This window comes from Microbacterium paludicola (assembly GCF_015235415.1).
Taxonomy (GTDB): Bacteria; Actinomycetota; Actinomycetes; order Actinomycetales; family Microbacteriaceae; genus Microbacterium; species Microbacterium paludicola.
Map to the genome: position 1 here is coordinate 1 of NZ_JADGLL010000013.1, position 21544 is coordinate 21544.

20 protein-coding genes are annotated in these 21544 nt (G+C 70.7%); 7 read left to right on the top strand and 13 right to left on the bottom strand.

Annotation, left to right across the window (positions count from 1 at the left end; translation table 11 throughout):
* Positions 1-73 precede the first annotated feature (73 nt).
* Positions 74-1282 (top strand): substrate-binding domain-containing protein, encoded by a 1209-nt coding sequence (locus IR155_RS07095; RefSeq protein WP_233441144.1) that lies wholly within the window; start codon positions 74-76, stop codon positions 1280-1282.
* 19 nt (positions 1283-1301) lie between these two features.
* Here the strand turns inward: IR155_RS07095 and IR155_RS07100 are convergent, their stop codons facing one another.
* Positions 1302-1904: a helix-turn-helix domain-containing protein gene (locus tag IR155_RS07100; protein ID WP_135114150.1), complete on the bottom strand. Its 603-nt coding sequence runs from the start codon at positions 1902-1904 to the stop codon at positions 1302-1304.
* A 42-nt stretch (positions 1905-1946) separates the two neighbouring features.
* Here IR155_RS07100 and IR155_RS07105 point away from each other — a divergent pair, with 42 nt between their 5' ends.
* Genes IR155_RS07105 through IR155_RS07115 form a run of 3 tightly spaced genes read left to right on the top strand, consistent with a single transcriptional unit; the run spans position 1947 to position 4693 of the window.
* A complete protein-coding gene (locus IR155_RS07105) occupies positions 1947-3269 on the top strand; it encodes an FAD-binding oxidoreductase (protein WP_135114151.1) in 1323 nt (440 codons plus the stop codon).
* A complete protein-coding gene (locus IR155_RS07110; protein ID WP_135114152.1) occupies positions 3266-4063 on the top strand; it encodes a creatininase family protein in 798 nt (265 codons plus the stop codon). The genes IR155_RS07105 and IR155_RS07110 overlap by 4 nt, the downstream gene beginning before the upstream one ends.
* A 9-nt stretch (positions 4064-4072) precedes the next feature.
* A complete protein-coding gene (locus IR155_RS07115) occupies positions 4073-4693 on the top strand; it encodes a pyridoxamine 5'-phosphate oxidase family protein (RefSeq protein ID WP_135114153.1) in 621 nt (206 codons plus the stop codon).
* Positions 4694-4699: 6 nt separating this feature from the next.
* Here IR155_RS07115 and IR155_RS07120 read toward each other — a convergent pair whose 3' ends face one another.
* Complete coding sequence (locus IR155_RS07120) at positions 4700-6154, bottom strand: XRE family transcriptional regulator (RefSeq protein ID WP_135114154.1); 1455 nt, start codon at positions 6152-6154, stop codon at positions 4700-4702.
* A gap of 126 nt (positions 6155-6280) precedes the next feature.
* On the opposite strand from IR155_RS07120, the gene IR155_RS07125 reads away from it, so the two are divergent.
* The gene (locus IR155_RS07125) at positions 6281-8137 is read left to right on the top strand and encodes a phosphoenolpyruvate carboxykinase (GTP) (protein WP_135114155.1); all 1857 of its coding nucleotides are present in this window, start codon (positions 6281-6283) and stop codon (positions 8135-8137) included.
* Positions 8138-8283: 146 nt separating this feature from the next.
* Here the strand turns inward: IR155_RS07125 and IR155_RS07130 are convergent, their stop codons facing one another.
* From IR155_RS07130 to IR155_RS07150, 5 genes are all read right to left on the bottom strand, one after another.
* A complete protein-coding gene (locus tag IR155_RS07130) occupies positions 8284-9045 on the bottom strand; it encodes an alpha/beta hydrolase family protein (protein ID WP_135114156.1) in 762 nt (253 codons plus the stop codon).
* A gap of 35 nt (positions 9046-9080) precedes the next feature.
* On the bottom strand, positions 9081-9638 hold the full coding sequence (locus tag IR155_RS07135) for a dihydrofolate reductase family protein (RefSeq protein ID WP_135114157.1): 558 nt from the start codon (positions 9636-9638) through the stop codon (positions 9081-9083).
* 64 nt (positions 9639-9702) lie between these two features.
* On the bottom strand, positions 9703-11568 hold the full coding sequence (locus IR155_RS07140; protein WP_135114158.1) for an ABC transporter ATP-binding protein: 1866 nt from the start codon (positions 11566-11568) through the stop codon (positions 9703-9705).
* Positions 11565-11765, bottom strand: a complete 201-nt coding sequence (locus tag IR155_RS07145) for an AsnC family protein (protein WP_135114159.1) — start codon at positions 11763-11765, stop codon at positions 11565-11567. The genes IR155_RS07140 and IR155_RS07145 overlap by 4 nt, the downstream gene beginning before the upstream one ends.
* A 98-nt stretch (positions 11766-11863) precedes the next feature.
* Entirely contained in the window at positions 11864-13420 is a 1557-nt protein-coding gene (locus IR155_RS07150) for an aldehyde dehydrogenase family protein (RefSeq protein ID WP_135114160.1), read from the bottom strand.
* Between the two features lie 216 nt (positions 13421-13636).
* On the opposite strand from IR155_RS07150, the gene IR155_RS07155 reads away from it, so the two are divergent.
* The gene (locus IR155_RS07155) at positions 13637-14287 is read left to right on the top strand and encodes a GntR family transcriptional regulator (RefSeq protein WP_233441145.1); all 651 of its coding nucleotides are present in this window, start codon (positions 13637-13639) and stop codon (positions 14285-14287) included.
* A 216-nt stretch (positions 14288-14503) separates the two neighbouring features.
* Here the strand turns inward: IR155_RS07155 and IR155_RS07160 are convergent, their stop codons facing one another.
* Genes IR155_RS07160 through IR155_RS07180 form a run of 5 tightly spaced genes read right to left on the bottom strand, consistent with a single transcriptional unit; the run spans position 14504 to position 19180 of the window.
* Positions 14504-15757, bottom strand: coding sequence for an ABC transporter substrate-binding protein (locus IR155_RS07160; protein WP_135114162.1), 1254 nt, complete (start codon positions 15755-15757; stop codon positions 14504-14506).
* A gap of 20 nt (positions 15758-15777) precedes the next feature.
* The gene (locus IR155_RS07165) at positions 15778-16818 is read right to left on the bottom strand and encodes a branched-chain amino acid ABC transporter permease (RefSeq protein WP_135114163.1); all 1041 of its coding nucleotides are present in this window, start codon (positions 16816-16818) and stop codon (positions 15778-15780) included.
* Positions 16818-17699 (bottom strand): branched-chain amino acid ABC transporter permease, encoded by an 882-nt coding sequence (locus tag IR155_RS07170; RefSeq protein WP_135114164.1) that lies wholly within the window; start codon positions 17697-17699, stop codon positions 16818-16820. The genes IR155_RS07165 and IR155_RS07170 overlap by 1 nt, the downstream gene beginning before the upstream one ends.
* A gap of 1 nt (position 17700) precedes the next feature.
* The gene (locus IR155_RS07175) at positions 17701-18411 is read right to left on the bottom strand and encodes an ABC transporter ATP-binding protein (protein WP_135114165.1); all 711 of its coding nucleotides are present in this window, start codon (positions 18409-18411) and stop codon (positions 17701-17703) included.
* Entirely contained in the window at positions 18398-19180 is a 783-nt protein-coding gene (locus tag IR155_RS07180) for an ABC transporter ATP-binding protein (protein ID WP_135114166.1), read from the bottom strand. The genes IR155_RS07175 and IR155_RS07180 overlap by 14 nt, the downstream gene beginning before the upstream one ends.
* Before the next feature lie 166 nt (positions 19181-19346).
* Between IR155_RS07180 and IR155_RS07185 the strand changes: the two genes are divergently transcribed.
* Entirely contained in the window at positions 19347-20120 is a 774-nt protein-coding gene (locus tag IR155_RS07185; protein ID WP_167760724.1) for an NAD(P)-binding domain-containing protein, read from the top strand.
* Positions 20121-20130: 10 nt separating this feature from the next.
* On the opposite strand, the gene ligM is transcribed toward IR155_RS07185, so the two are convergent.
* The gene (gene ligM / locus IR155_RS07190; protein WP_135114168.1) at positions 20131-21534 is read right to left on the bottom strand and encodes a vanillate/3-O-methylgallate O-demethylase; all 1404 of its coding nucleotides are present in this window, start codon (positions 21532-21534) and stop codon (positions 20131-20133) included.
* Positions 21535-21544: the final 10 nt, after the last annotated feature.

A 21544-nucleotide genomic window follows, 5' to 3' on the forward strand; every position in this document is an offset into this window, starting at 1 on the left:
CCGCCCGTCTCCGCGCCCCGTCCCACCCGATCCCGTCCCACCGACGTCACAGCCAACGCATCTGGAGGAACCCGTGCCCACATCATCCGTCGACCCGCGAATGCGCCGCGCGCTCACCGCGGGAATCGTCCTGACCGCCGCCACCGTGCTCGCGTCGTGCGCAGGCGCCGCCCCGGCCGCCGAGCCGAGTGCCGACTCCGCGAGCAGCGCCCCGGCCGCCGAGGCGGGAAGCGCCCTCGATCTGTCGGGTGTCTGCCCCGCGACCGTCGTGATGCAGCAGGACTGGCAACCCGAGGCCGAGCACGGCGCCATGTACAACCTCGTGGGGGACGACTACACGGTCGACACCGACGCCAAGACCGTGACCGGATCGCTCGTCGCGCAGGGCGTGGACACCGGCGTCGACATCGAGGTGCGCCCCGGCGGCCCGAACGTCAACTTCCAGCCGGTGCCGGCGCTCATGTACCTCGACCCGGACATCCTGCTCGGCGCGGTCACGACCGATGCCGCCATCGTGGCGTCCGCGGATCAGCCGACCGTCGCGGTCGCGTCGCAGCTCACGTGGAGCCCGCAGATCCTGATGTGGGATCCCGAGAGCCACGACGGCGCGGAGACGATCGAGGAGGCAACCGCCGACGGCGCGATCGTCGTGACGGCCGGCGACGTGATCCCGTCGCTGCTGAAGTCCCAGGACCTGATCGACGACTCGCAGGTCGACACGAGCTACGAGGGCACCCCGCAGCGGTTCGTGTCGGACCCGAGCATCCTGCAGCAGGGCTTCGCGACGGCCGAGCCGTACATCTACGAGAACGAGATCCCGGAGTGGGGCAAGCCCGTCGGCTACCAGCTGCTCTCGGAGATCGGCTGGTCGGTGTACCCCGAGCCGCTGGCCGTGCGGCCCGAGGCGATCGAGGAGCACGGCGACTGCCTCGAGAAGCTCATCCCGATCATGCAGCAGTCGCAGCTGGACTTCCTTGAGGAGCCGGACAAGGGCATCGCGCTGATCCTCGACCTCGTGGAGCAGTACGACACCGGCTGGACGTACTCCGAGGGCGTCGCGAAGTACTCGGTCGAGCAGCAGCTCGCGCTCGGGCTCGTCGAGGACGACCGCGCGTCGGGCGTCTTCGGCGCGTTCGACCCGGAGCGCATGCAGACGATCGTCGACGACTTCGCGCCGTTCCTCGTCGACGCCGGGAGCATCAGCCAGTCGGATGCCGACGCGATCGAGGTGGACTCGCTCTACACGAACGACTTCCTCGACACCGCGATCTCCATCCAGTGACACGCCCGTGGCGCATCCCTCAGCGGCTGTGCTGCTGCTCCTTCACCACGAGCACGCGGCAGCTCACGCCCTCGGGGGTGCGCCACCGGTGGCGGATGCTGCTCTCGTAATACGTCGCGTCGCCCGCCTCCAGCAGGACCTCCGTGTCGCCGAGCGACACGATGACCTGGCCCTCCAGCACGTACAGGAACTCCTCCTCGTCGTGCTGCCACCAGGCGCCGTCCTCGAACGAGCCCGAGAAGACCATCGGAAGGAAGCGAGCACGATGCTGCGCGAGAACGGCCACGGGCCCAGTGCCCGCGTCGACGGGCGATCCGGATTCCCGGCGGTAGACATGGAACGCCCCCTCGGGGCGGTCGGGCGGATCCTCCGTCAGGAGATCCTGCTGCGTCGTCCCGAGCGCCCGCGCGATGCGGAACAGCGACGCCATGCTGAGCCGCTCGAGCCCGCGCTCCACCTGACTGAGGAACGAGTGCGACAGCTCCGCTTCCGCCGCGGCCTGCGTGAGCGTCATTCCGCGCCGCTGACGCAGTGCCCGAATCCGCGCCCCCAGGGCACGCGCCGTCTCGTCCACGTCCGTGGCCCGGCTCGGTGCCGCCGAGCCCTCGGTCGCGTCTGTCATGGCTGAAGATTACCGGCCGCCCCACCGCCAAGGAGGACACGCATGACCCCACCCGACTACACGGCCCTCGAAGCCGATCTCGCCCGCCTGCTCGGCCCGCGCGGCGTCAGCAGCGACCTGCGGCAGCGGGAGAAGGCCTCGGTCGACGGCGCCCGGATGTCGCCGATCATCGCGGAGCTGTTGCCGCTCGGTGTCGCCGACCTCGTGGCCTTCCCGACGACGGCCGACGAGATCGCCGCCGTCGTGAGGCTCGCCGCCGATCACGGAGCGCCGATCACCCCGCGGGGCAAGGGCACCGGCAACTACGGGCAGGGCATCCCGATGTCGGGCGGCCTGGTGGTCGACACCTCTCGGGCGCGTGCGATCCTCGAGGTCGGCGACGACACGATCACCGCCGAGGCCGGCGCGACGATGTCGGCTCTCGAGCAGGCCGCGCGCGCGGCCGGGCGTCAGCTGTGGATGTACCCCTCGACCGTGCACTCCACGATCGGCGGCTTCCTTGCGGGCGGTTCGGGCGGCACGGGGACGATCGCCCACGGCAGCAACCACATGGGCTTCGTCGTCGCGCTGGATGTCGTGACCCCCGTGTCCCGAGGCGAGCTCGCGCACGTGGAGGGGGACGAGGCCCTCGGCTTCGTGCACAACTACGGGACCGCGGGGATCATCGCGCGCGCGACGGTCCGGGTCGAGCCGCTGCAGGACTGGCGCGGCGTGTACGCGTCGTTCGACGCCTTCGAAGAGGCCCTCCCCGCGCTGCGCATGCTCGGACGGCTCAGCCCCACGCCACGGCTCGTCTCCGCGGATCCGCCGCACATCGCGGCCCAGCTGCCGCCGGATCCGGCCCTCCCCGAGGGGCGCGCGTCGTTGCGCATGATCGCCGACGCCGCGACCGTCGCCCAGGCGCGGGCGATCATCCAGGAGGCGGGAGGCCGGATCGAAGACGTGCGGGAGGGACCCGGTGTCTCGGCCGCGCTGTCGGTGCTGAGCTACAACCACCCGATCGAGTGGCTGCAGAAGTCGGAGCCGGGCGTGTACTTCCACGTCGAGGTGTCGGGCGACGCCCTCGTCGACCGCATCGACGAGGTGCAGGGCGTCTACCCCGGCGGCATGCTGCACATCGAGGCCGGTCACGCCGCCCCGATCGGGATGCTCGCGGGCGAGTACGAGAGCCCCGAGGCCGTATACGCCGGGATCGAGCGCCTCACGGAGCTCGGTGTGGGCGTCCACAGCCCGCACCAGTGGAACGTCGACTTCCGCCTCGCCGAGACCCTGGACCTCGCCGCGCGCACCGACCCGCAGCGCCTGCTGAACCCCGGCAAGCTCAACCCCGACTACCGAGGCCCTGCGAAGGGAGCGATCCGATGACCGACGCCTTCGTGCCGGACACCCGCCGGTGGGACGACCTCGCCGGCCCGTCGCTCGTGGCGGCCACGTCGGAGCGCTCGATCGCCGTCGTGCCGATCGGCGCGATCGAGCACCACGGTCCGCATCTGCCGCTGCGGACGGACGCGCTCGTGGCCGAGGCCGTGGCGACCGCCGCGGTCGAGCGCGCCGCCGCGGCGGGGATCGACGCGTGGCTGCTGCCGACCATCACCTACGCGAAGTCCGACGAGCACCACTGGGCCCCCGGAACGCTGTGGATCGAGGGCACGACGCTGCTCGATCAGCTGATCGAACTCGGCCGCTCGATCGCCATGACGCCGGTCAAGACCCTCGCGTTCGTGAACGGCCACGGAGGGAACGTCATGCTGCTCGGCTGGGCGAACCGGGAGCTGCGGCGCCGCTACGGGCTGCGCTCGTTCTCCATGCCCGCCGGAGCGGGAGCCGCGGGGGACGGCCTGCAGGGCCGACCGGACGAGCTGGGGCAGGGGATCCACGCCGGGTTCGGCGAGACCTCGGTGGTCATGCATCTCGCCCCGCACCTGGTGGCGCCGGACCTGCCGCCGCGGAACGTGCCCGAGAGGATCGCCGGCATGACGCACATCGGCTTCAACCGCAAGCCCGTGATGTTCGGCTGGACGAGCGACGACTTCGGCCCGACGGGTGTGATCGGCGACCCCACGGGCGCGAACGCGGCGCACGGCAAGGTGCTGTTCGAGCAGGGCGTCGCGTTCGTGAGCGAGGCGCTCGCCGAGATCGATCGCTTCGAGTTCGCGTAGGAGGGGACGATGGACAGCACGCCGGATCCCGCCACCGCGCGCGGAGGCGACGCCGTGCACGCGGACGCGCCGCCCGCCGATCCGGCCGACCTGGTGCGGTCGTGGCTCCCGGGCGAGGATGCCGACACGCTGCTGATGACCGTGTCGACCGTGGACGGCGAGGGGTATCCCCGGGCGCGCACCGTGCGCCTGACCGGCTTCGACGGCGAGCGGTTCCTGTTCCACACGGACGCGCGCAGCCGCAAGGTCGCGGAGCTCGCGGCGGATCCCCGGGTCGCGCTGACGATCCTCTGGCCGGAGGGCACGCGACAGCTCGTGGTGCAGGGCACGGCGTGCGCCGCCTCCGACGAGGAGAAGGCGCGCGCCTACGCGGCCCTGCCGCCGTACCTGAAGCAGCTCGCGTGGCTGAACACCGCGGAGCACGCGACGCTCCCGCGCTCCGAGCGCGAGCGGCGGTGGGCCGACTTCGCCCGCGAACGCCCCGATCCGCCGCAGCCGCACGGGTGGACCGGCTTCGCCGTCACCCCGCATCGGATGCTGTTCTGGGCGTCGACCGGACGAGCCGCGAGCCGTCGCCTCGAGTACGCGCGCAGCGCGGACGGCTGGGAGTCCCGCCACCTGCCCGGCTGAGCCGGGTCAGGCCTCGTGGTGGCGGTCGAGGAACTCGTACACCGCTGTCTCGTCGACGCCCGGGAAGGCGCCGCGGGGGAGCGGGGCGAAGATGTGCGTGTGCACGCGGGCGCTCGGCCACGCCCGCCCGCTCCAGCGGGCCGACTGCTCGGCGGGGGCGCGGCGGCAGCAGCTCTCCTCGGGGCATGTGGACGTCTCGCGGTTCTGCGTCTCCCGCCCGCGCCACCACTTGGCGTCGTCGAAGCGCACGCCCACGGTGATCGAGAAACCGCCGCGGTCGCTCGTGCCGGTCTGCGTGGAGCACCAGAAGGTGCCGGCGGGGGTGTCGGTGTACTGGTAGTGCTCGGTCGTGCGGTTCTGCTGGTCGAACGCGTCGCGTGCGGCGAATTTGCGGCACACGATCTGGCCCTCGACGGATCCGGTCACGTCCTCCGGAAGCGGAAGCGCGTCGTTCTCGTAGACGCGCTCGATCTGGCCAGCCTCTCCCACGCGGAGGAAGTGCAGCGGCATGCCGAGGTGCTCGGTCATGAGGTTGGTCATGCGCATCGCGGCGGCCTCGTGGGTGACGCCGAACGCGTCGCGGAAGTCCTCGACCGCGAGGTTGCGGTCCTTCTTCGCCTGCTGCAGGAAGGCCACCGAGTTCGCCTCGGGCATCAGACAGCACGCCGCGTAGTAGTTGATCTCAAGGCGCTGCTGTAGGAAATCGGCGTACGAGGTGGGCGGCTTGTGGCCGAGCAGGCGGTGCGCCATCGCCTGCAGCGCCATCGAGCGCAGGCCGTGACCGCCGGGGATCGAGGCGGGAGGCAGGTAGATGCGGCCGTTCTCGAGGTCGGTGATCGAGCGCGTCGACGGCGGCAGGTCGTTGGCGTAGATCAGCTCGAAGCCGAGCTGCTCGGCCATGATGCTCACCGTGCGGTGCGTCAGCGCGCCCTGCGTGTGCCCGGCCGCGCGCAGCTGCTTCTCGGCGAGCTGCTCGAGCTCGGGCAGGTAGTTGTTGAGGCCCCGCATCCGCAGGCGCAGCTCGGTGTTCGCCCGGCGTGCCTCCTCGGGCGTCGCGATCGCCTCCCTCTCTCGGCGCTGGAGTTCGCGATGAAGCCCGAGGATGGCCTCGATCGTCTCGTCGGGGAGCGTCTTCGTGACCTTGATGGGGGCGATCCCGAGGCTGCGGAACAGCGAGCTCGACTGCGCCTTCTCGAGCTCGATCTCGAGGGCGGCGCGGCGGTTCGGCGGCTCGCCGGAGATGAGATCGGTGACCGCGGCGTCCGTCGCCGCGGCGATCGCCTGCAGCAGCGACAGCTTCGGCTCGCGCTTGCCGTTCTCGATCAGGCTCAGCTGGCTTCCCGCGACGCCGACCGCGGCGCCGAGTTCGTCGAGGGTGAAGCCCTTCTGCAGGCGGTAGTGCCGGATGCGGTGGCCGAGGGTCTTGAGCTCGATGCCGGTCTTGTCGTCCCGCGGGGTCATTCCTTGATCGTATCTAAAGAATGCGGATTCTTTTGCGCCGGGGTCGCCGAAAAGGCCACCTCCGCAGGGTGATCCTGGAGAAGACCCCGCACCTCTCCCTCGGGAAAGACGGTTAGGAACCTCCTCATGGCCATCATCGAAAGCCCCACCGCCCGCGCCGCATCGCCCCTTGCCGCGTTCGGTGCCCGGCCCGAGATCCAGGGGCCCGGCATGGCTGCGCTCGTCGCCTGGGTCGAGGAGATCGCCGCCCTCACACGGCCCGACCGCATCCACTGGGTCGACGGCTCGCCGGAGGAGAACGAGGCCCTGCTCACCCAGATGGTCGCGGACGGCACGCTCATCCCGCTGAACCACGACAAGCGCCCCGGCTCGTACCTCGCGCGATCGGACGAAGGCGACGTCGCCCGCCTCGAGTCGCGCACCTTCATCTGCTCAGAGAAGCAGGAGGACGCCGGGCCGACGAACAACTGGGCCGAGCCGGCCGAGATGCGCGCGACCCTGCGCCCCCTGTTCGAGGGCTCGATGCGGGGGCGCACGATGTTCGTGGTGCCGTTCTCGATGGGGAAGATCGGCGGCCCCATCTCGCAGCTCGGCGTGCAGATCACCGACAGCCCCTACGCCGTCGCCTCGATCGGGATCATGACGCGCGTCGGGATCGCCGTGACCGAGCGGATCGCGCAGGGCGCGCCCTGGGTGCGCACCGTCCACTCGGTCGGGGCCCCGCTGCGCGCCGGCGACGAGGATGTCGCCTGGCCGAGCAACGACGAGAAGTACATCGTCCACTTCCCCGACACGCTCGAAGTCTGGTCGTTCGGCTCCGGCTACGGCGGCAACGCCATCCTGGCGAAGAAGTGCTACGCGCTGCGCATCGCCTCGGTGCTGGGGCGCGACCAGGGATGGCTCGCCGAGCACATGCTGCTCATCCGGGTGATCGACCCGCAGGGGCGCGCCTACCACGCGGCCGCCGCGTTCCCCTCGGCCTGCGGCAAGACCAACCTCGCCATGCTGCGTCCGACGATCCCGGGCTGGAGGGTCGAGACCCTCGGCGACGACATCACGTGGATCCGGCCGGGAGAGGACGGCCGCCTGTACGCGATCAATCCGGAGGCCGGGTTCTTCGGCGTCGCGCCCGGCACGGGCGAGGCGACCAACGTCACGGCGGTCGAGACGCTCTGGGGCAACGTCCTGTTCACGAACGTCGCCCTGACGGACGATGGCGACGTGTGGTGGGAGGGGCTCACGGAGGAGCCTCCCGCGCACCTGATCGACTGGCGCGGCGAGGACTGGACCCCGGATGCGGGCCGCCCGGCGGCGCATCCGAACTCCCGGTTCACGGTCTCGGCGTCCCAGGCGCCATCCATCGCGGACGACTGGGAAGAGGCGGTGCCGCTCGACGTCATCCTGTTCGGTGGACGCCGCGCGACGAACGTGCCGCTCGTCGTCGAGGCCTTCGACTGGGAGCACGGTGTCTTCCTCGGCTCGAACATCTCGTCCGAGCGCACCGCCGCCGCCGAGGGAAAGGTCGGTGAGCTGCGCCGGGACCCCTTCGCGATGATGCCGTTCTGCGGCTACAACATGGCCGACTACTTCGCGCACTGGCTCGAGATGGGAGATCTCGCCTCGGAACTGCCGAAGGTGTACCAGGTGAACTGGTTCCGCCGTGGCTCGGACGGCCGGTTCCTGTGGCCCGGGTTCGGTGACAACTCGCGCGTCATCGACTGGATCATCCGGCGCCTCCAGGGCGAGGCGGAGGCCGTCGTCACGCCGATCGGGCTCGTCCCCGCCCCGCGTTCGCTGAACCTGGACGGGATCGACGTCTCGCGGCAGGATCTCGATGAGCTGTTCGCGATCGATGTCGACGCGTGGCTCGAGGAAGCAGACCTCACCGAGGAGTTCTACGACCTGTTCGGCGAGAGGACCCCCGCCGAACTGCGGGTGCAGTTGCAGGAGCTGCGCACCCGCCTCCAGACCGCGAGGGACTGACCGCACAGCGGTCCCTCGCCGCGAACGATCCGATCAGGCGCCGCACACGCCCGGATCAGCCGCGAACCAGAAACGGCCCGCCCCCGTCTTCCGATCCGGGGGCGGGCCGTTCACCTTGTCCCCGCCACGGCGCCGGCCGGACGGGGTCAGCCCTGCAGGTAGCTGTCGGCCCAGCCTGCGATGATGCGCGCGGCGCGGGCGGCCTGTCCCTTGCCGGTGAGGAAGTGGCCCGCGCCATCGAGATCCACGAAGCTGCGGGGATGACGCGCGGCGAAGAAGATCTCCTGCGCGTTCGTGATCGGCACCATGTCGTCGTCCGGGGCGTGCAGGATCAGCAGCGGCTTGCCGAGGCGCTCGATCACGTCGTCGAGATCGGTGCGGCGCAGGTCCTCGATGAACCCGCGGCGCAGGGTGAGCTCCCGGCCCCCGATGCGCCATTCGGCCTCGCCCTGCGCCATCACCAGATCCACGATGTGGTCGAAGTTGTGCTCGGCGTGCTTCGGCTCGTAGGGCGCGCCCACCGTGGCGACCGCGCGCACATCCGGACACTGCGGGCCGGCGGCGAGCACCGCCGCCCCGCCGAACGAGTGGCCGACGAGCAGGGAAGCGGGGGTGCCGCGCTCGGCCATCACCCGGGTCGCGGCGACGGTGTCGGCGACCTTAAGCGAGAACGAGCTGTCGGCCCAGTCGCCGCCGGAGTCGCCGAGGCCGAGATTGTCGAAGCGGAGCATCCCGATCCCCGAGGCCGCGAGCGCTTTCGAGATGCGCGACGCCGCGGGGCTGTCCTTGCCGAGGGTCAGGCCGTGGCTGAAGACTCCCCAGCCGCGCACCTCGCCCTCGGGGATCTCGAGCACGCCCGCGAGCATCGGACCGGACGTCGAGGGGAACTGGATCGTCTCGCTGGTCATGCGTCAATCGTGCCAGCCGGGGCCCGCGGCGTCGGTCAGGCCGTGCGGTCCTCCGCCAGCGCGCCGACGTACTTGTAGCGTGCCGCGACGAACGCCCCGTTCCGGAAGACCTGGAGCAGTTCGAGGTCGAGCCTGCGGGGGAGGATCTGGCGTCCCGCGCCGAGGGTGACCGGCGCGATGCTCACGATCACCTCGTCGAGCAGCCCGGCGTCCGCGAACTGCCCCGCGAGCTCTCCGCCTCCCACGACCCAGAGGTCCTTGCCGCCCGCTGCCGCGACCATCTGGGCGTGGACGTCAGCCACATCCCCCGAGGCGAAGCGCACATCCGTGCCCTGCGTCGGCGGCTCCGGCAGGTCCCGGGTCGTCATCACCCAGGTCGGCATCGCGTAGGCCCAGCCTTCGGGGTCATGGCGCAGCACCCACTCGTACGTCGTCGAGCCCATCACGATTGCGCCGATCCCCGCGATGAAGTCGTCGTAGTTGAGGGCGCCCTTCTCATCCAGGGGCTGCCGCAGCAGCCAGGCGAGCGAGTCGTCCGGGTCGGCGATGAACCCGTCCAGCGTCGTCGCCGTGTAGTACGTGAGCTTCGTCATGGCGCCAAGTGTCGCGCGGGGGTCCGACATCGCTCTCCGGCGCTCGCTCGGCAGCCGGTGCGGATCAGACGAGCAGCTGGTGGCGGGCGAGGTCGCGGTAGAGGGGGACGCTCTCCACGAGCTCGGAGTGCGTGCCTTGCCCGACGACCTCCCCCTTGTCGAGCACGACGATCCGGTCGCTGTCGATCACGGTCGAGAGGCGGTGCGCGATCACGAGCAGCGTGCGGCCGTGGGCGACGGCGTCGATCGCGTCGCGCATCAGCTGCTCGTTGAGGCCGTCGAGCGAGGAGGTCGACTCGTCGAGCAGCAGGATCGGCGGCGCCGCCAGCAGGGCGCGCGCGATCGCGAGGCGCTGACGCTCGCCGCCCGAGAGCATCACACCGTCCTCGCCGACCGGGGTGTCGATCCCCGCGGGGGAGCGGTCGATCACCGACCCGAGGTTCACGGCGCGCAGCACGCGCTCGCAGTCGGCGTCGGTCGCGTCGGGCGAGGCGAGGCGCAGGTTGTCGGCGATCGTGCCGGCGAGCGTCGGCGCATCCTGCTCGACATAGCCGAAGCGCGCCCGCAGCTCGTCGCGAGACAGCTCGCGGACATCCTGCCCGTCGAGCTCGATCCTGCCCGAGGTCGGGTCGTAGAACCGCTCGAGCAGCGCCAGGATCGTCGACTTGCCCGCCCCGCTCGGGCCGACGAGCGCGACGCGCGCCCCGCGCGGCACCTCGAACGAGACGCCGCGCAGCACGTCGTCGGCCGACGGCTCCTCGTCGCCGAGCGGCACGTGGGCCTCGATCGCCTCGCGCGTCGCCTGCTCCCTGGCGGCGACGACGGCCTCCGGGTAGCGGAAGCGCACGTCGCGGAACGCGATCGCCGGGGCGCCCTCCACCGGCGTGGCGGGACGCGCGGCGGCGTCCTCCGCGGTCTCGGCGGGGATGTCGAGGACCTCCTGGATGCGCCCGAGCGCGCCGAGCGCCTGGCCGACGCTCGCGATCGCCCCGAAGGCGGAGGCAAGGGGCATGACCATCAGGAACAGGAACATCACGAACGTCACGAGGCTCGAGATCTCCACGGCACCCGAGGCGACGCGCATGCCGCCGACGCCCAGCACAACGAGCATCGACGCCTGCAGCGCGATGCCGGCGATGGGCACAACGAGCGCCGACGCCTTCGCGACCTCGACGCCCGCCTCGTAGGCCTGGGTCGCCTTCTCGCTGACGGCGCGCTCCTCGCGCTCGGTGGCACCGGCGGCGCGGATCGTCCGGACCGCGCCGATCGCGCGCTCGATGCCGCTCGTCAGCTCGCCGACGCGCGTCTGCTGCAGGCTCGTCGCGCGGCGCATCCGCCCGCTGAGGGACACGACGGCGAGGACGCTGACCGCGAGCACACCGACGATGCTGAGCAGCAGCAGCGGGTCGATCACCAGCATCGCGATCAGCGCGCCGATGAAGAGCAGCACGTTGCCGACGCTGTCGGCGAGGCCCTGCGTGAGCACGGCGTAGAGCATCGTCGTGTCGGTGCCGACGCGGGAGACGAGGTCGCCGGTGCGGCGTCCGTCGAACTCGGCGATCGGCAGGTGCAGGATGCGCGAGATCAGCCGGCGTCTGCTCGACAGCACGACGGCGGTGCCCGTGCGCTGCAGCAGGAAGTGCTGGTACGCGCTGATCGCCGAGGAGATGACGACGAACAGCACGAGCGCCCACACAAGCAGGCCGAGCGTCTCGCCCGTCTGGACGCGCTCGATCACCTGCCCGATCAGGAGCGGCTGGATGAGCGTCGCGACCGCCGCGAGCACGCTCAGCAGCGACACCCACACGAGCACGCGCGTGTGCTCGAAGACGAACGGCAGCAGCTGCCGGAAGGTGGCGCGGGGGCCGTCGTCCTTCGAGGGACGCGCGAACGGGCTGCGGCGGGTGCGGGGTTCTGGCACGGTGTTCATTTTCGGCCGAACTTCTTGTGTGCGGCCTGTCTGCTGATCCCCAGGGCGGTCGCGATGGCCTCCCACGAGTATCCGCGCACGCGGGCGCGGCGCACCTGCGCCTCCTCCTCGCGGTTCAGCGCTCGTCGCTGCTCGGCGATGCGGAACAGCTGTGCGATGGGCTCATCCGGATCCGTCGCGTGTGCGGTCTCGACCATGCGTCAACTCTAGTTGACATCCCGGCCGAGAATCCAGCAGCGCGCCGAGAATCCCGGGGTGCCGGGATTCTCGGCGCGGCGGTGGATTCTCGCGGCGATCAGTGGGCCATCGCCGTGAGGGCCTCCTCGTCGAGGGTGGCGATCGAGTGGGTGTCCTGGAAGTCGCGGACGCCGTGGATCCCCTGCTCGCGGCCCATCCCCGACTGCTTCACGCCGCCGAAGGGGGCGCGGAGGTCGAGGCGGTTGGCGCCGTGGTCGTTGATCCAGACGTAGCCGCACTGAAGGCGCGAGCCGATGCGCTGCGCGGTCTCGGGGCTGGAGGTCCAGACCGAGCCGCCGAGGCCCGCCCACGTGTCGTTGGCGGCGGCGATCGCCTCGTCCTCGCTGTCGAACGGGATGATCGGGATCACCGGGCCGAACTGCTCCTGCGTCACGACGCGCAGCGACGGATCCGGATCGATCACGAGCGCCGGGCGCAGGAAGTTGCCTCCCGCCAGCTCGCCGCCGGGCAGCTCGCCGTACTCGCGCACCTCGGCGCCGGCGTCCTTCGCCTCCTGGATGATCTCCTCCACGAACGCCTTTTGCGCCGGCTGGTGCAGCGGGCCCATCGTCGTCCCCTCGTCGAGGCCGTAGCCGATCACAACGTTCTGCAGCCGCGCCTCGAGGCCCGCGACCAGCTCGTCGAGGCGCGAGCGGTGCACGTACACGCGCTTGGCGTTCATGCAGATCTGGCCCGTGGTGTCGTAGATCGCGCCGAACAGTCGGTCGAGGTGCGCATCGCTCAGGTCGACGTCCTCGGCGAGCACCGCGGCGTCGTTGCCGCCGAGCTCGAGCGTGACACGGGTCAGCGTCCTCGAGGCCATCTCCATCATCCGCTTGCCGCCGTTCACGCTGCCCGTGAAGGACACCTTCGCGACATCCGGGTTCTGGATCAAGGCGGACATGTTCTCGTCCTTGCCGGTGACGATGTTCAGCACGCCGGCGGGGAGCTTCTCCGCCACGCGCTGCACGAGGCGCGCCGTCGCGAGGGGCGCCGATGCCGGCGGCTTCACCACGACGGTGTTCCCCGCGAGCAGGGCGTACGGCAGGCCGGCGCCGAGGATGGCGATCGGCCAGTTGAACGGCACGATGATCGAGACGACTCCCAGCGGCGAGTGCGCGACCTTCGTGGTCACGGGAAGGCCGGGCGCGGGCTCGAGCGTGGTGACCTCATCGACCTGGTCGGCGACGGCGAGGGCGAGGTTCCAGCGGATCTCGAACACCAGCGCGTCGATCCACGCCTCCATCCGGATCTTGCCGTTCTCCTGCGACAGGATGGCGGCGTCCGTGTCGCGGTCGTCCGCGATGCCGGCGATGGCCTCGGCCATCTTCGCGGCGCGCTCTGCGGCCGACAGTGCCGACCAGGCGGGGTAGGCGGCCTTCGCGGCCGCGACCGCATCCGCGACGTCCTGGGGCGAGGCGGAGGCCGCCTCGCCGACCACAACGCCGGGCTTGGCCGGGTCGGTGATCTTCACGACCTCGTCGGTGAAGCGCTGCTCGCCGCCGATGAACAGGCCGGTGCGGACGGCGGCCTCGGCGGCCGATCCGACCTCGGTGTCCGAGGCCTCTCCGGATGCCGCGTCGGTGCTCACGACCGCGTTCTGGGTGTCCGTCATGGAATCACTCACCTCTCTGTGTGTGTGCCAGGGCTGTGGCCGGGGTTCTGCGCCTCGGGTCCCGGTCCGGGCGTCCCGGCCCCGTGTATGCGCGGGTATGCGACAAGTGTGCGCGACACCGCCCGCTTTGTACACAGGATCCGCGACAATCCGACACAGGTCTTGCAGAATAGGCCTCAGCCCGCCGCCCGGTGGGCCTGCCGAGAGGGGATACGCGTGTCGACGACGACCGAGGCGACAATCGACGTGACCCAGCAGGATCTGACGGCCCGCATCCGCGACGCGATCCTGCGGGGCGACTTCGCGCCCCATCAGCGGCTGATCGAGGCCGACCTCAGCGACCGGTTCGAGGCGAGCCGCGCCTCGGTGCGCACCGCGCTCATGAACCTCGCGGGCGAGGGGCTCGTCGAACGCCTGCCGAACCGCGGCGCCCGGGTGAGGGCGATCAGCGTCGAGGAGGCGATCGAGATCGTCGAGGTGCGCATGGGGCTCGAGGAGCTGTGCGCACGCAAGGCGGCCCAGAACCTCTCGGACGAGGACGCGGTCGAGCTCGCCGAGCTGCGGGAGCGGATCCGGTCGGCGGCGGACGGGGGAGACCTCGTCGGCTACGCCTCCCTGAATCAGGAGATGGATCGCCGCATCCGCGACCTCAGCGGGCACGCGACCGCCACACAGCTGCTCGAGCGGCTGCTCGCCCAGTCGGCCCGCCACCAGTTCCGGCTCGCATACCACCCGGGGCGCATCAACCAGTCGGCGCCCGAGCACATCGCGATCATCGACGCGGTGCTCGCCCGCGATCCCGACGCGGCCGCCGAGGCGACCCGCCGCCACCTACAGGGGATCGTGACGCTGCTGGCTGGTCTATAGCTGGTCTATAGCTCGCTTCGCTCGCGACTCGCACGCTCGCGCCGACGCTCCGCGCCGGACACTCGCGAGCGAGGGCGCTGTCGCAAGCTCCATCGCCGGCAGCGCTTCGCGCTGCGGGGCCGCTTCGCGGCACGCTCGCTTCGCTCGCACAGGGGCTGCTGCGCGGCCCGCTCCGCGAAGGGGCTCGGTCGGACCGAGCCCCTCCGCGGGTGGGGTTCACTCGAACGCGTCGGCGTTCGCGTAGCCCTGACCGTTGTAGCGCTGGACGACGACCGACGAGACGGCGGGCTGGCCGTCCTGCGTGGTGTCGATCGACGTGCCCTCCAGCATCAGCGGGGCGGTGAAGCCCGAAATGCCGCCGAGGGCCTCCATGAAGCTCTCGCGCGTCGGCTCCTCCATCGCCGCGAAGGCCTCCTCGAGCGTGGCGCCGACCATGTAGCTCCACATGCAGTGAGGGAAGTCGGGCGTCGTGGTGTAGTCGCCCGAGTGCTCCTCGAGCGCGGCGAGGAACGTCGTCACGTCCTCGTCCTCCGCGAACGCGGGGCTCTGCGGGGCCTTCGCGAACGACACCGAATAGAACCCGTCGTCGGGGTTCGCGCCCGCCGGGCCCAGGATCGCACCGGGGCTGGAGGTGTTCGACGGCAGGAACCAGCTCGGCGACCAGGACAGCTCGCGCGCCTTCTCGATGGTGCTGATCGTGAGCGGCGTGATCGACATGGCGTTGAAGAACACGTCGGCTCCGCTGGCGGCGAGCTCGGTCAGCTGCGCGTCGACCGAGGTGTCGGTCGCCTCGTAGGTGAGCTCCTCGACGACCTCGATGTTCGCGGCTCCCTCGATGGCCTCCTTGAAGCCCTCGACGTATCCCTTGCCGTAGTCGTCGTTCTGCGACAGGATCGCGACCTTGTGCTCCTCGGTCGAGGCGGCGAGCAGCTCGCCGAACGCCGCGCCCTCGTTCTGGTAGATCGGCACGAAGCCGAGCTGCCAGGGGCTCTGCTCGCGGTCGCTGAAGAGCGGGTCGCCGGTCATGACGAGCACCTGCGGCACCTCCTCCTCGATCGCCGCGTCGCGGTAGGCGCGGTTCGTCGGCGTGCCGAGGCCCGAGGTGAACGCGAACACGTTCGCCTGGTTCTGCTGGAAGTTGGTCAGCGCCTTCTGGGGGTCGTACGTGTCGTCGTACGCCTCGACGGTGACCTCACGGGTCTTGCCGTCGCCGAACTCGATCGGCCCCGCCTCGCCGAAGTAGGCGACGAGGCCCGCGACAGTGCAGTTTCCGGGGCCGGCGGTGCCGCCCGAGAGTGGGGTGGTGACGCCCAGCGTGATGCTGTCGTCGGTGATGCCGGGGCTCGCGGCGACCTCGCCGTCGCCCGACGGGTCGGGCCCTGCCTCGGCGCCGCGCGAACAGCCCGCGAGCGTGAGCGCGATGATCGATCCGACGGCGACGATGCCGGCGGTCTTGCTGCGCGTGTTCATGCTGACCTTCTCTCTGGTGATCACTCTGTGGTGGGGGTCTGCGCGGCGCGTGCCCGATCTGCATCCGATCGCGGCGTGCCGCTGCGGCCGCGGAACAGGCGGCGGAGGACACGGGGGAGGCTCGCGATGCCGCCCGGCAGGACGAACAGCACGAAGAGCAGGATGACGCCCTGGATGACCGCGGTCAACGTCGCGTCGATCTCGTTCGTCACATTCGGCACGAGCACGTAATACGCCCCGCCGATGAGCGAGCCGACGATGCTCGCCGCGCCGCCGACGACCATCGACGCGAGGAGGCTGATCGAGTGGTGGAAGGCAAGCGTCTCGGGCGAGGTGTACTGCACCACCACCATGTACAGGAACCCGCTCACCCCGCCGATCATCGCCGCGATCGTGAACGCCATGACCTTGTAGCGGTACGGCGAGATTCCCATCGACGACGCGACCGCCTCGTTCTCCTTGACGATCGCGAGTGCGCGGCCGAACTTGCCGCGCACGAGGTTGTGCACGAGCACGAAGACGACCGACGCGACGGCGAGCACGATGTAGTACTGCCAGATGTCGTCGAGGTCGCTGCCGAACCAGTCGGGTGCCGAGCTGAACCGCGCTGACGTTCCCTGGGATCCGCCCGTCCAGTCGGCGAGGCGCTTGGCGAGCGGGACGCCGATGATCGGCAGCGCGATCGTGACCATGGCGATCGCGAGCCCGCCGAGGCGGGCCGCGGCCAGCGCGACGATGTAGCCCGCGAGCCCCGGGATCAGCACCGCGAGCACGAACACGAGGGCGACGTTCCATCCCTCGTTCACGCCGTACGCGGTGACGTACGCGCCGAGCCCGAGGAAGAAGATCTGGCCGAGGGACACCTGGCCCGCGTACCCCATGATCACGTTCAGGCCGAGCACCGCCACCGCGAAGACCCCGACGCGAGCGAGGGCCTGGTTCGTCGCCACGTCCAGGTTCCATGGCGCGAACACGAGCACAAGCGCGATCACGACGGCGACGCCGACGCGCACCCAGCGATTGCTCCAGAACATCGCGCCGCTCACCTTCTGCCGGGCCATCACACACGCACCACGGTCTTGCGGCCGAACAGGCCCTGCGGGCGGATCAGCAGCACAACGAACAGCAGGATGAACGGCACGGCGATCTTCAGGTCGTGTCCGATGAACGGCACGTACACAGCGCCGAGGTTCTCGAGCACGCCGATGAGCCACGCGGCGACGACGACCCCGATCGGGCTCGACGCGCCGCCCAGGATGACCGCCGCCAGCGCGTAGACGAGCGCGCCGTCCAGCATGCCGGGCGTGAGCGAGAGCCGCGGAGCGACGAGCGCTCCCGCGACCGCGCCGAGCGCGGCGGCGAGACCCCAGCCGACCATCAGCAGGCGCCCCACCGGCAGGCCCGAGAACGACGACGAGCGCGGGTTGTCCGCGACGGCGCGCAGCGCGAGACCGATCTTCGTCTTCCGGAACAGCAGCTGCAGAAGGACCATGATCGCCGCGATGACGAGGAACGTGCCGAGGGAGCGCCAGCTGATCGCCGCGCCGAGGAACGGGAACGAGTCGCCGGGGAACAGCGAGGGGAACTGCAGGTTGTTGTACGACCAGATCATTCCGCACACGCCCGTGATGAGCGTCAGCAGGCCGACCGTCACAACGACGGCGGTGTCTGGATCGCCTCCCTCGAACCTGCGCATCAGCAGGCGCTCGACGACCGCGCCGAGCGCGAAGGAGATCACGACGGCGATCGCGATGGCGAGGATCAGCGGAACTCCCATGCCGAGGAACGCATACGACACGTAGGCGGACAGCACGGCCATGCCGCCCTGGGCGAAGTTGATCATGCCGGTCGACTGGTTCACGAGCACGATCGCGAGCGCCAGGGCTGCGTAGATCGATCCCATGGCGAGGCCGTCGATGACGAGCTGGATGAAGGTGCCCACGTCAGCCTCCCAGGTATGCGCGTCGGATCTCGTCCCGGCCCTTCAGCTCGGTCGAGCTGCCCGTGAGCACGCTGCGACCGGTCTCGAGCACCGTGGCGGTGTCGACGATGCTGAAGGCGAGAGTGGCGTTCTGCTCGACGACGAGCATCGCGATGCCCGACTCGACGCGGAGCCGGCGGATGGCGTCGTACACGTTCTTGGCGGTGCTGGGCGCGAGGCCCAGCGACGGCTCGTCGAGCAGCAGCAGGCGGGGCCGGGCCATGAACGCGCGGCCCACGGCGAGCATCTGCTGCTCGCCGCCCGACAATGCAGAGGCGTTCGATCCGATCCGCTCTCCGAGGTTCGGGAACAGGTCGATCAGGTAGTCGACGTCGGCGGCGAGGGCGCGGCGGTCCTTGCGCAGATAGGCGCCCACCATCAGGTTCTCGCGCACGGTGAGATTGGGCAGCGTGCCGCGGCCCTCCGGCACGTGGGCGATTCCGCGGGCGGCGACCTGGTCGGGGCGCAGGCCGCTGATGTCCTTGCCGTCGAACACGATTCGGCCGCCCGTGCGGACGACGCCGCTGATCGCGCGCAGCGTGGTGGTCTTGCCGGCTCCGTTGGCGCCCAGGATGCCCACCGCGCCGCCGTCGGGGACGCTCAGCGAGACGCCCTCGAGCACCTGCACGGGGCCGTAGGACGCGGTGACGTCGACGAGCTCAAGCAGCGTCATCCGCCGCCTCCTTGCCGATGTACGCCTCGATCACTCGAGGATCCGACTGCGCCTCGGCGGCCGTCCCCTCCATGAGCTTGCGGCCGTGGTCAAGGACGACGACGCGATCCGTCAGCGCCGAGATGAGGCCCATGTGGTGCTCGACGATCACGACCGTGATGTCGGCGTCGGCGCGCAGCGCCCGCACGGTCTGGATGAAGCGCTCGACCTCGCCGTGCGAGAGGCCGGCGGCGGGCTCGTCGAGCAGCAGCAGGCTGGGACGCATCAGCAGGGCGCGGCACAGCTCGACGCCCTTGTGGAGGCCGTGCGACAGCTCGTCGGCCGCGAGGTGGGCGGCCCAGCCGAGGTCGTGGGCATCGAGGAGCTCGAGCGCCTCGGCGCGAAGCTCGCGCTCGCGGCGGCCGGTGGGCGGCACGCGCAGCGACCAGGCGAGGGGGCCGCCGGCGAGGCGCGTGTGGCCGCCGAGCAGCACGTTCTCGAGCACCGTCTCGTGCAGCTGCAGCGCGGGGTGCTGGAAGGTCCGGGCGAGTCCATGCCCCGCGAGCCGCGCGGGGTGAAGGCCGCTGACCTCGGTGTCGTCGATGCGGATGGATCCGGAGGTGGGGCGGTAATGCCCGCTGATGCAGTTGAACAGCGAGGTCTTGCCGGCTCCGTTGGGGCCGACGAGTCCGAGGATCTCGCCGGGCTCCACCGCGAAGCCGACGTCGTGCAGCACCGTGACCCCGCCGAAGCGGAGGTTCACATCCTGCAGGGTCAGTCGAGCGGCCATCGCCCCAGTCTTCCGTGCGTCATCGCGGTCGGTGGAGACCGGCGCGCCCGCGGATGGACCCGCGTCGGGTGGAGCGCCGGTGCTCCCGTACCGGAAGGCTATGGACAGAGGTACGAAGTGTCAACAATCGTGGCGTGAATCGCGGCGTCGTCGTAGGGTGGCCGCCATGGTGCGGATCGCGGTGATGGGGCTGGGCGAGGCCGGCGCGCTCTACGCGCGGGGCCTCGCCGATGCCGGCGCGGAGGTGACCGGATACGACCCGCACGTCGATGTGTCCGCGCTCGGCATCGCCCAGCGGCAGACGCTCGCCGACTGCCTCGAGGGCGCAGAGCTCGTGCTGAGCCTCGTCGGCGCCAGGGCGTCCGTCGACGCGGCGCGCGACGCGGTGGAGCGGATGGCGCCGGGCGCCCTTCTCGCTGACCTGAACACCGCCGCACCGGCGACGAAGCGGGAGGTCGCGGCGCTCGCGCGCGGCGCCGGGATGGCCGTCGCGGATGTCGCCGTGCTCGCGCCGGTGCCCCGCGCCGGGCACCGGACGCCGCTGCTTGCCAGCGGCGACGCCGCCGAGGAGTTCGCGCGGCGGATGCGCCCGCTCGGCGTGCCCGTGGATGTCGCCCCGGGCGGCATCGGCGACGCGGCACGGCTGAAGCTGCTGCGCGCAGTGTTCATGAAGGGCCTCGCCGCTCTCGTCATCGAGGGTCTGGAGGCCGCCCGCGCCACCGGCGCCGAGGAGTGGCTGCGTGCACAGATCGCCGCCGAGCTCGGTGCCGACGGCGACACGGCGGTCGAGCGGCTCGTGGCCGGCACGTACATGCACGTCGAGCGCCGGGAGCACGAGCTGCGCGACGTGCTGAGCGTGCTGGACGAGGCGGGCACCCCGGCAGACATGACGCGAGCCACGCACGCATGGCTCGCTCGCATCCTTGCCGAGAGCCGCTGACGGGCGGGCCTCAGACCCGCCCGGACGAGCGCCAGCCGCCGTGGTACGTCTCGCGCGCGACGGTGGCATAGGGGACGGGGCTGACGATCGCCCGCACCTCGATCTGCGTGTGCGGCTCGACCGTGGTCTTGCCCGATCCGCCGTCCGGCTCGCCCCAGATCACGCGCACCTCGGCGCCCTCCGGCACATCCCGGTCCACGGTCGCGAGTGACAGGCCCCGCTTCTCATTCGCCGTGATCCCGGTGAACAGCGACAGGCCGATGTTCCTGCCGTCGGCGTCGATCACCGCGTCGAAGTTGCTCGAGCCGTAGTTCGCATTCGGCAGGTCGAAGAACTGGTATCCCTCGCTCTCGCGGTCGAGAACCGAGGTCAGGATCCGGCCGAGGTCCTCGTCGTTCCACGCGAGCGTGACCTTGCGGCGCTGCCGCTCCGGCTCGATCCGTTCCAGGGCGTCGCGCCCGATGAAGTCGTGGTCGAACTTCACGAACGAGCCGTAGCCGAGCTCCCACGGGTTCAGGTAGTAGTCCTCGATGTTCTCGGACACGAAGGATCCGGCGATCGCGTTGATCGCCTCGTAGCTCGTCGTCGGCAGCCACTCGCGGTAGGCCCGCTCCGCGTCGCTCGAGTAGATCGCGGGGAGGGGAGAGGGGATCCATCCCGACTCGAGCGTGTTGGACGAGTACGCGCGGGACCCGCACGGTTCGATCCCGAACTCGGCGCCCGCCTCGAGGATGGCGTCGCGGATCAGGCCGTGGTCCTCGTACGGGCCCCACAGCTCCAGCCCGGGGGCTCCCGCCATGCCGTGGCGGAGCGTCCGCACCTGCCGGCCGGCGATCCCCAGGTGGCCCATCCGGAAGAAGCGGACCTTCTCGAGCGGCCCGCCGTTGAGCTTCTCGATGATGTCCCAGGCGCGCGGGCCTTGGATCTGGAAGCGGTAGTAGTCGCGGTGAACCGCCTGGCCGTAGGGCCGCGACGGCGAGCGGTCGTCGTAGCGGAACTCGACGTCATACCCGCCGGTCTCCGCGTGGAACTGCAGCCAGTTCGCGCCGGGAGCGCGGCCGACGTACACGTAATCGAGGTCTGCCTCGTGGAACAGGATGCCGTCGCCGATCACTCCGCCGTTCGAGGCTGTCGGCACGAACTGCTTGGCGGTGTCGACGGGAAAGTCCGCGAAGCCGTTGATCCCGGTGTCGCTCAGCAGCGTCAGCGCATCCGGGCCCGAGAGGAAGAAGTTGACCATGTGGTGGGTCTGGTCGTAGAGGACGGCAGTCTCGCGCCAGGCCTTCTGCTCGCGCCGCCAGTTTGTGAACTCCGTCGGCACCACGGGATAGATGTACGTGCCGAGGCGGGAGTTGCGGAGCATCCCCACGGTGTCGCCGTGCTCGTCCAGCAGCTCCTGCAGGTTGTTCGCCATCGGATCCTCT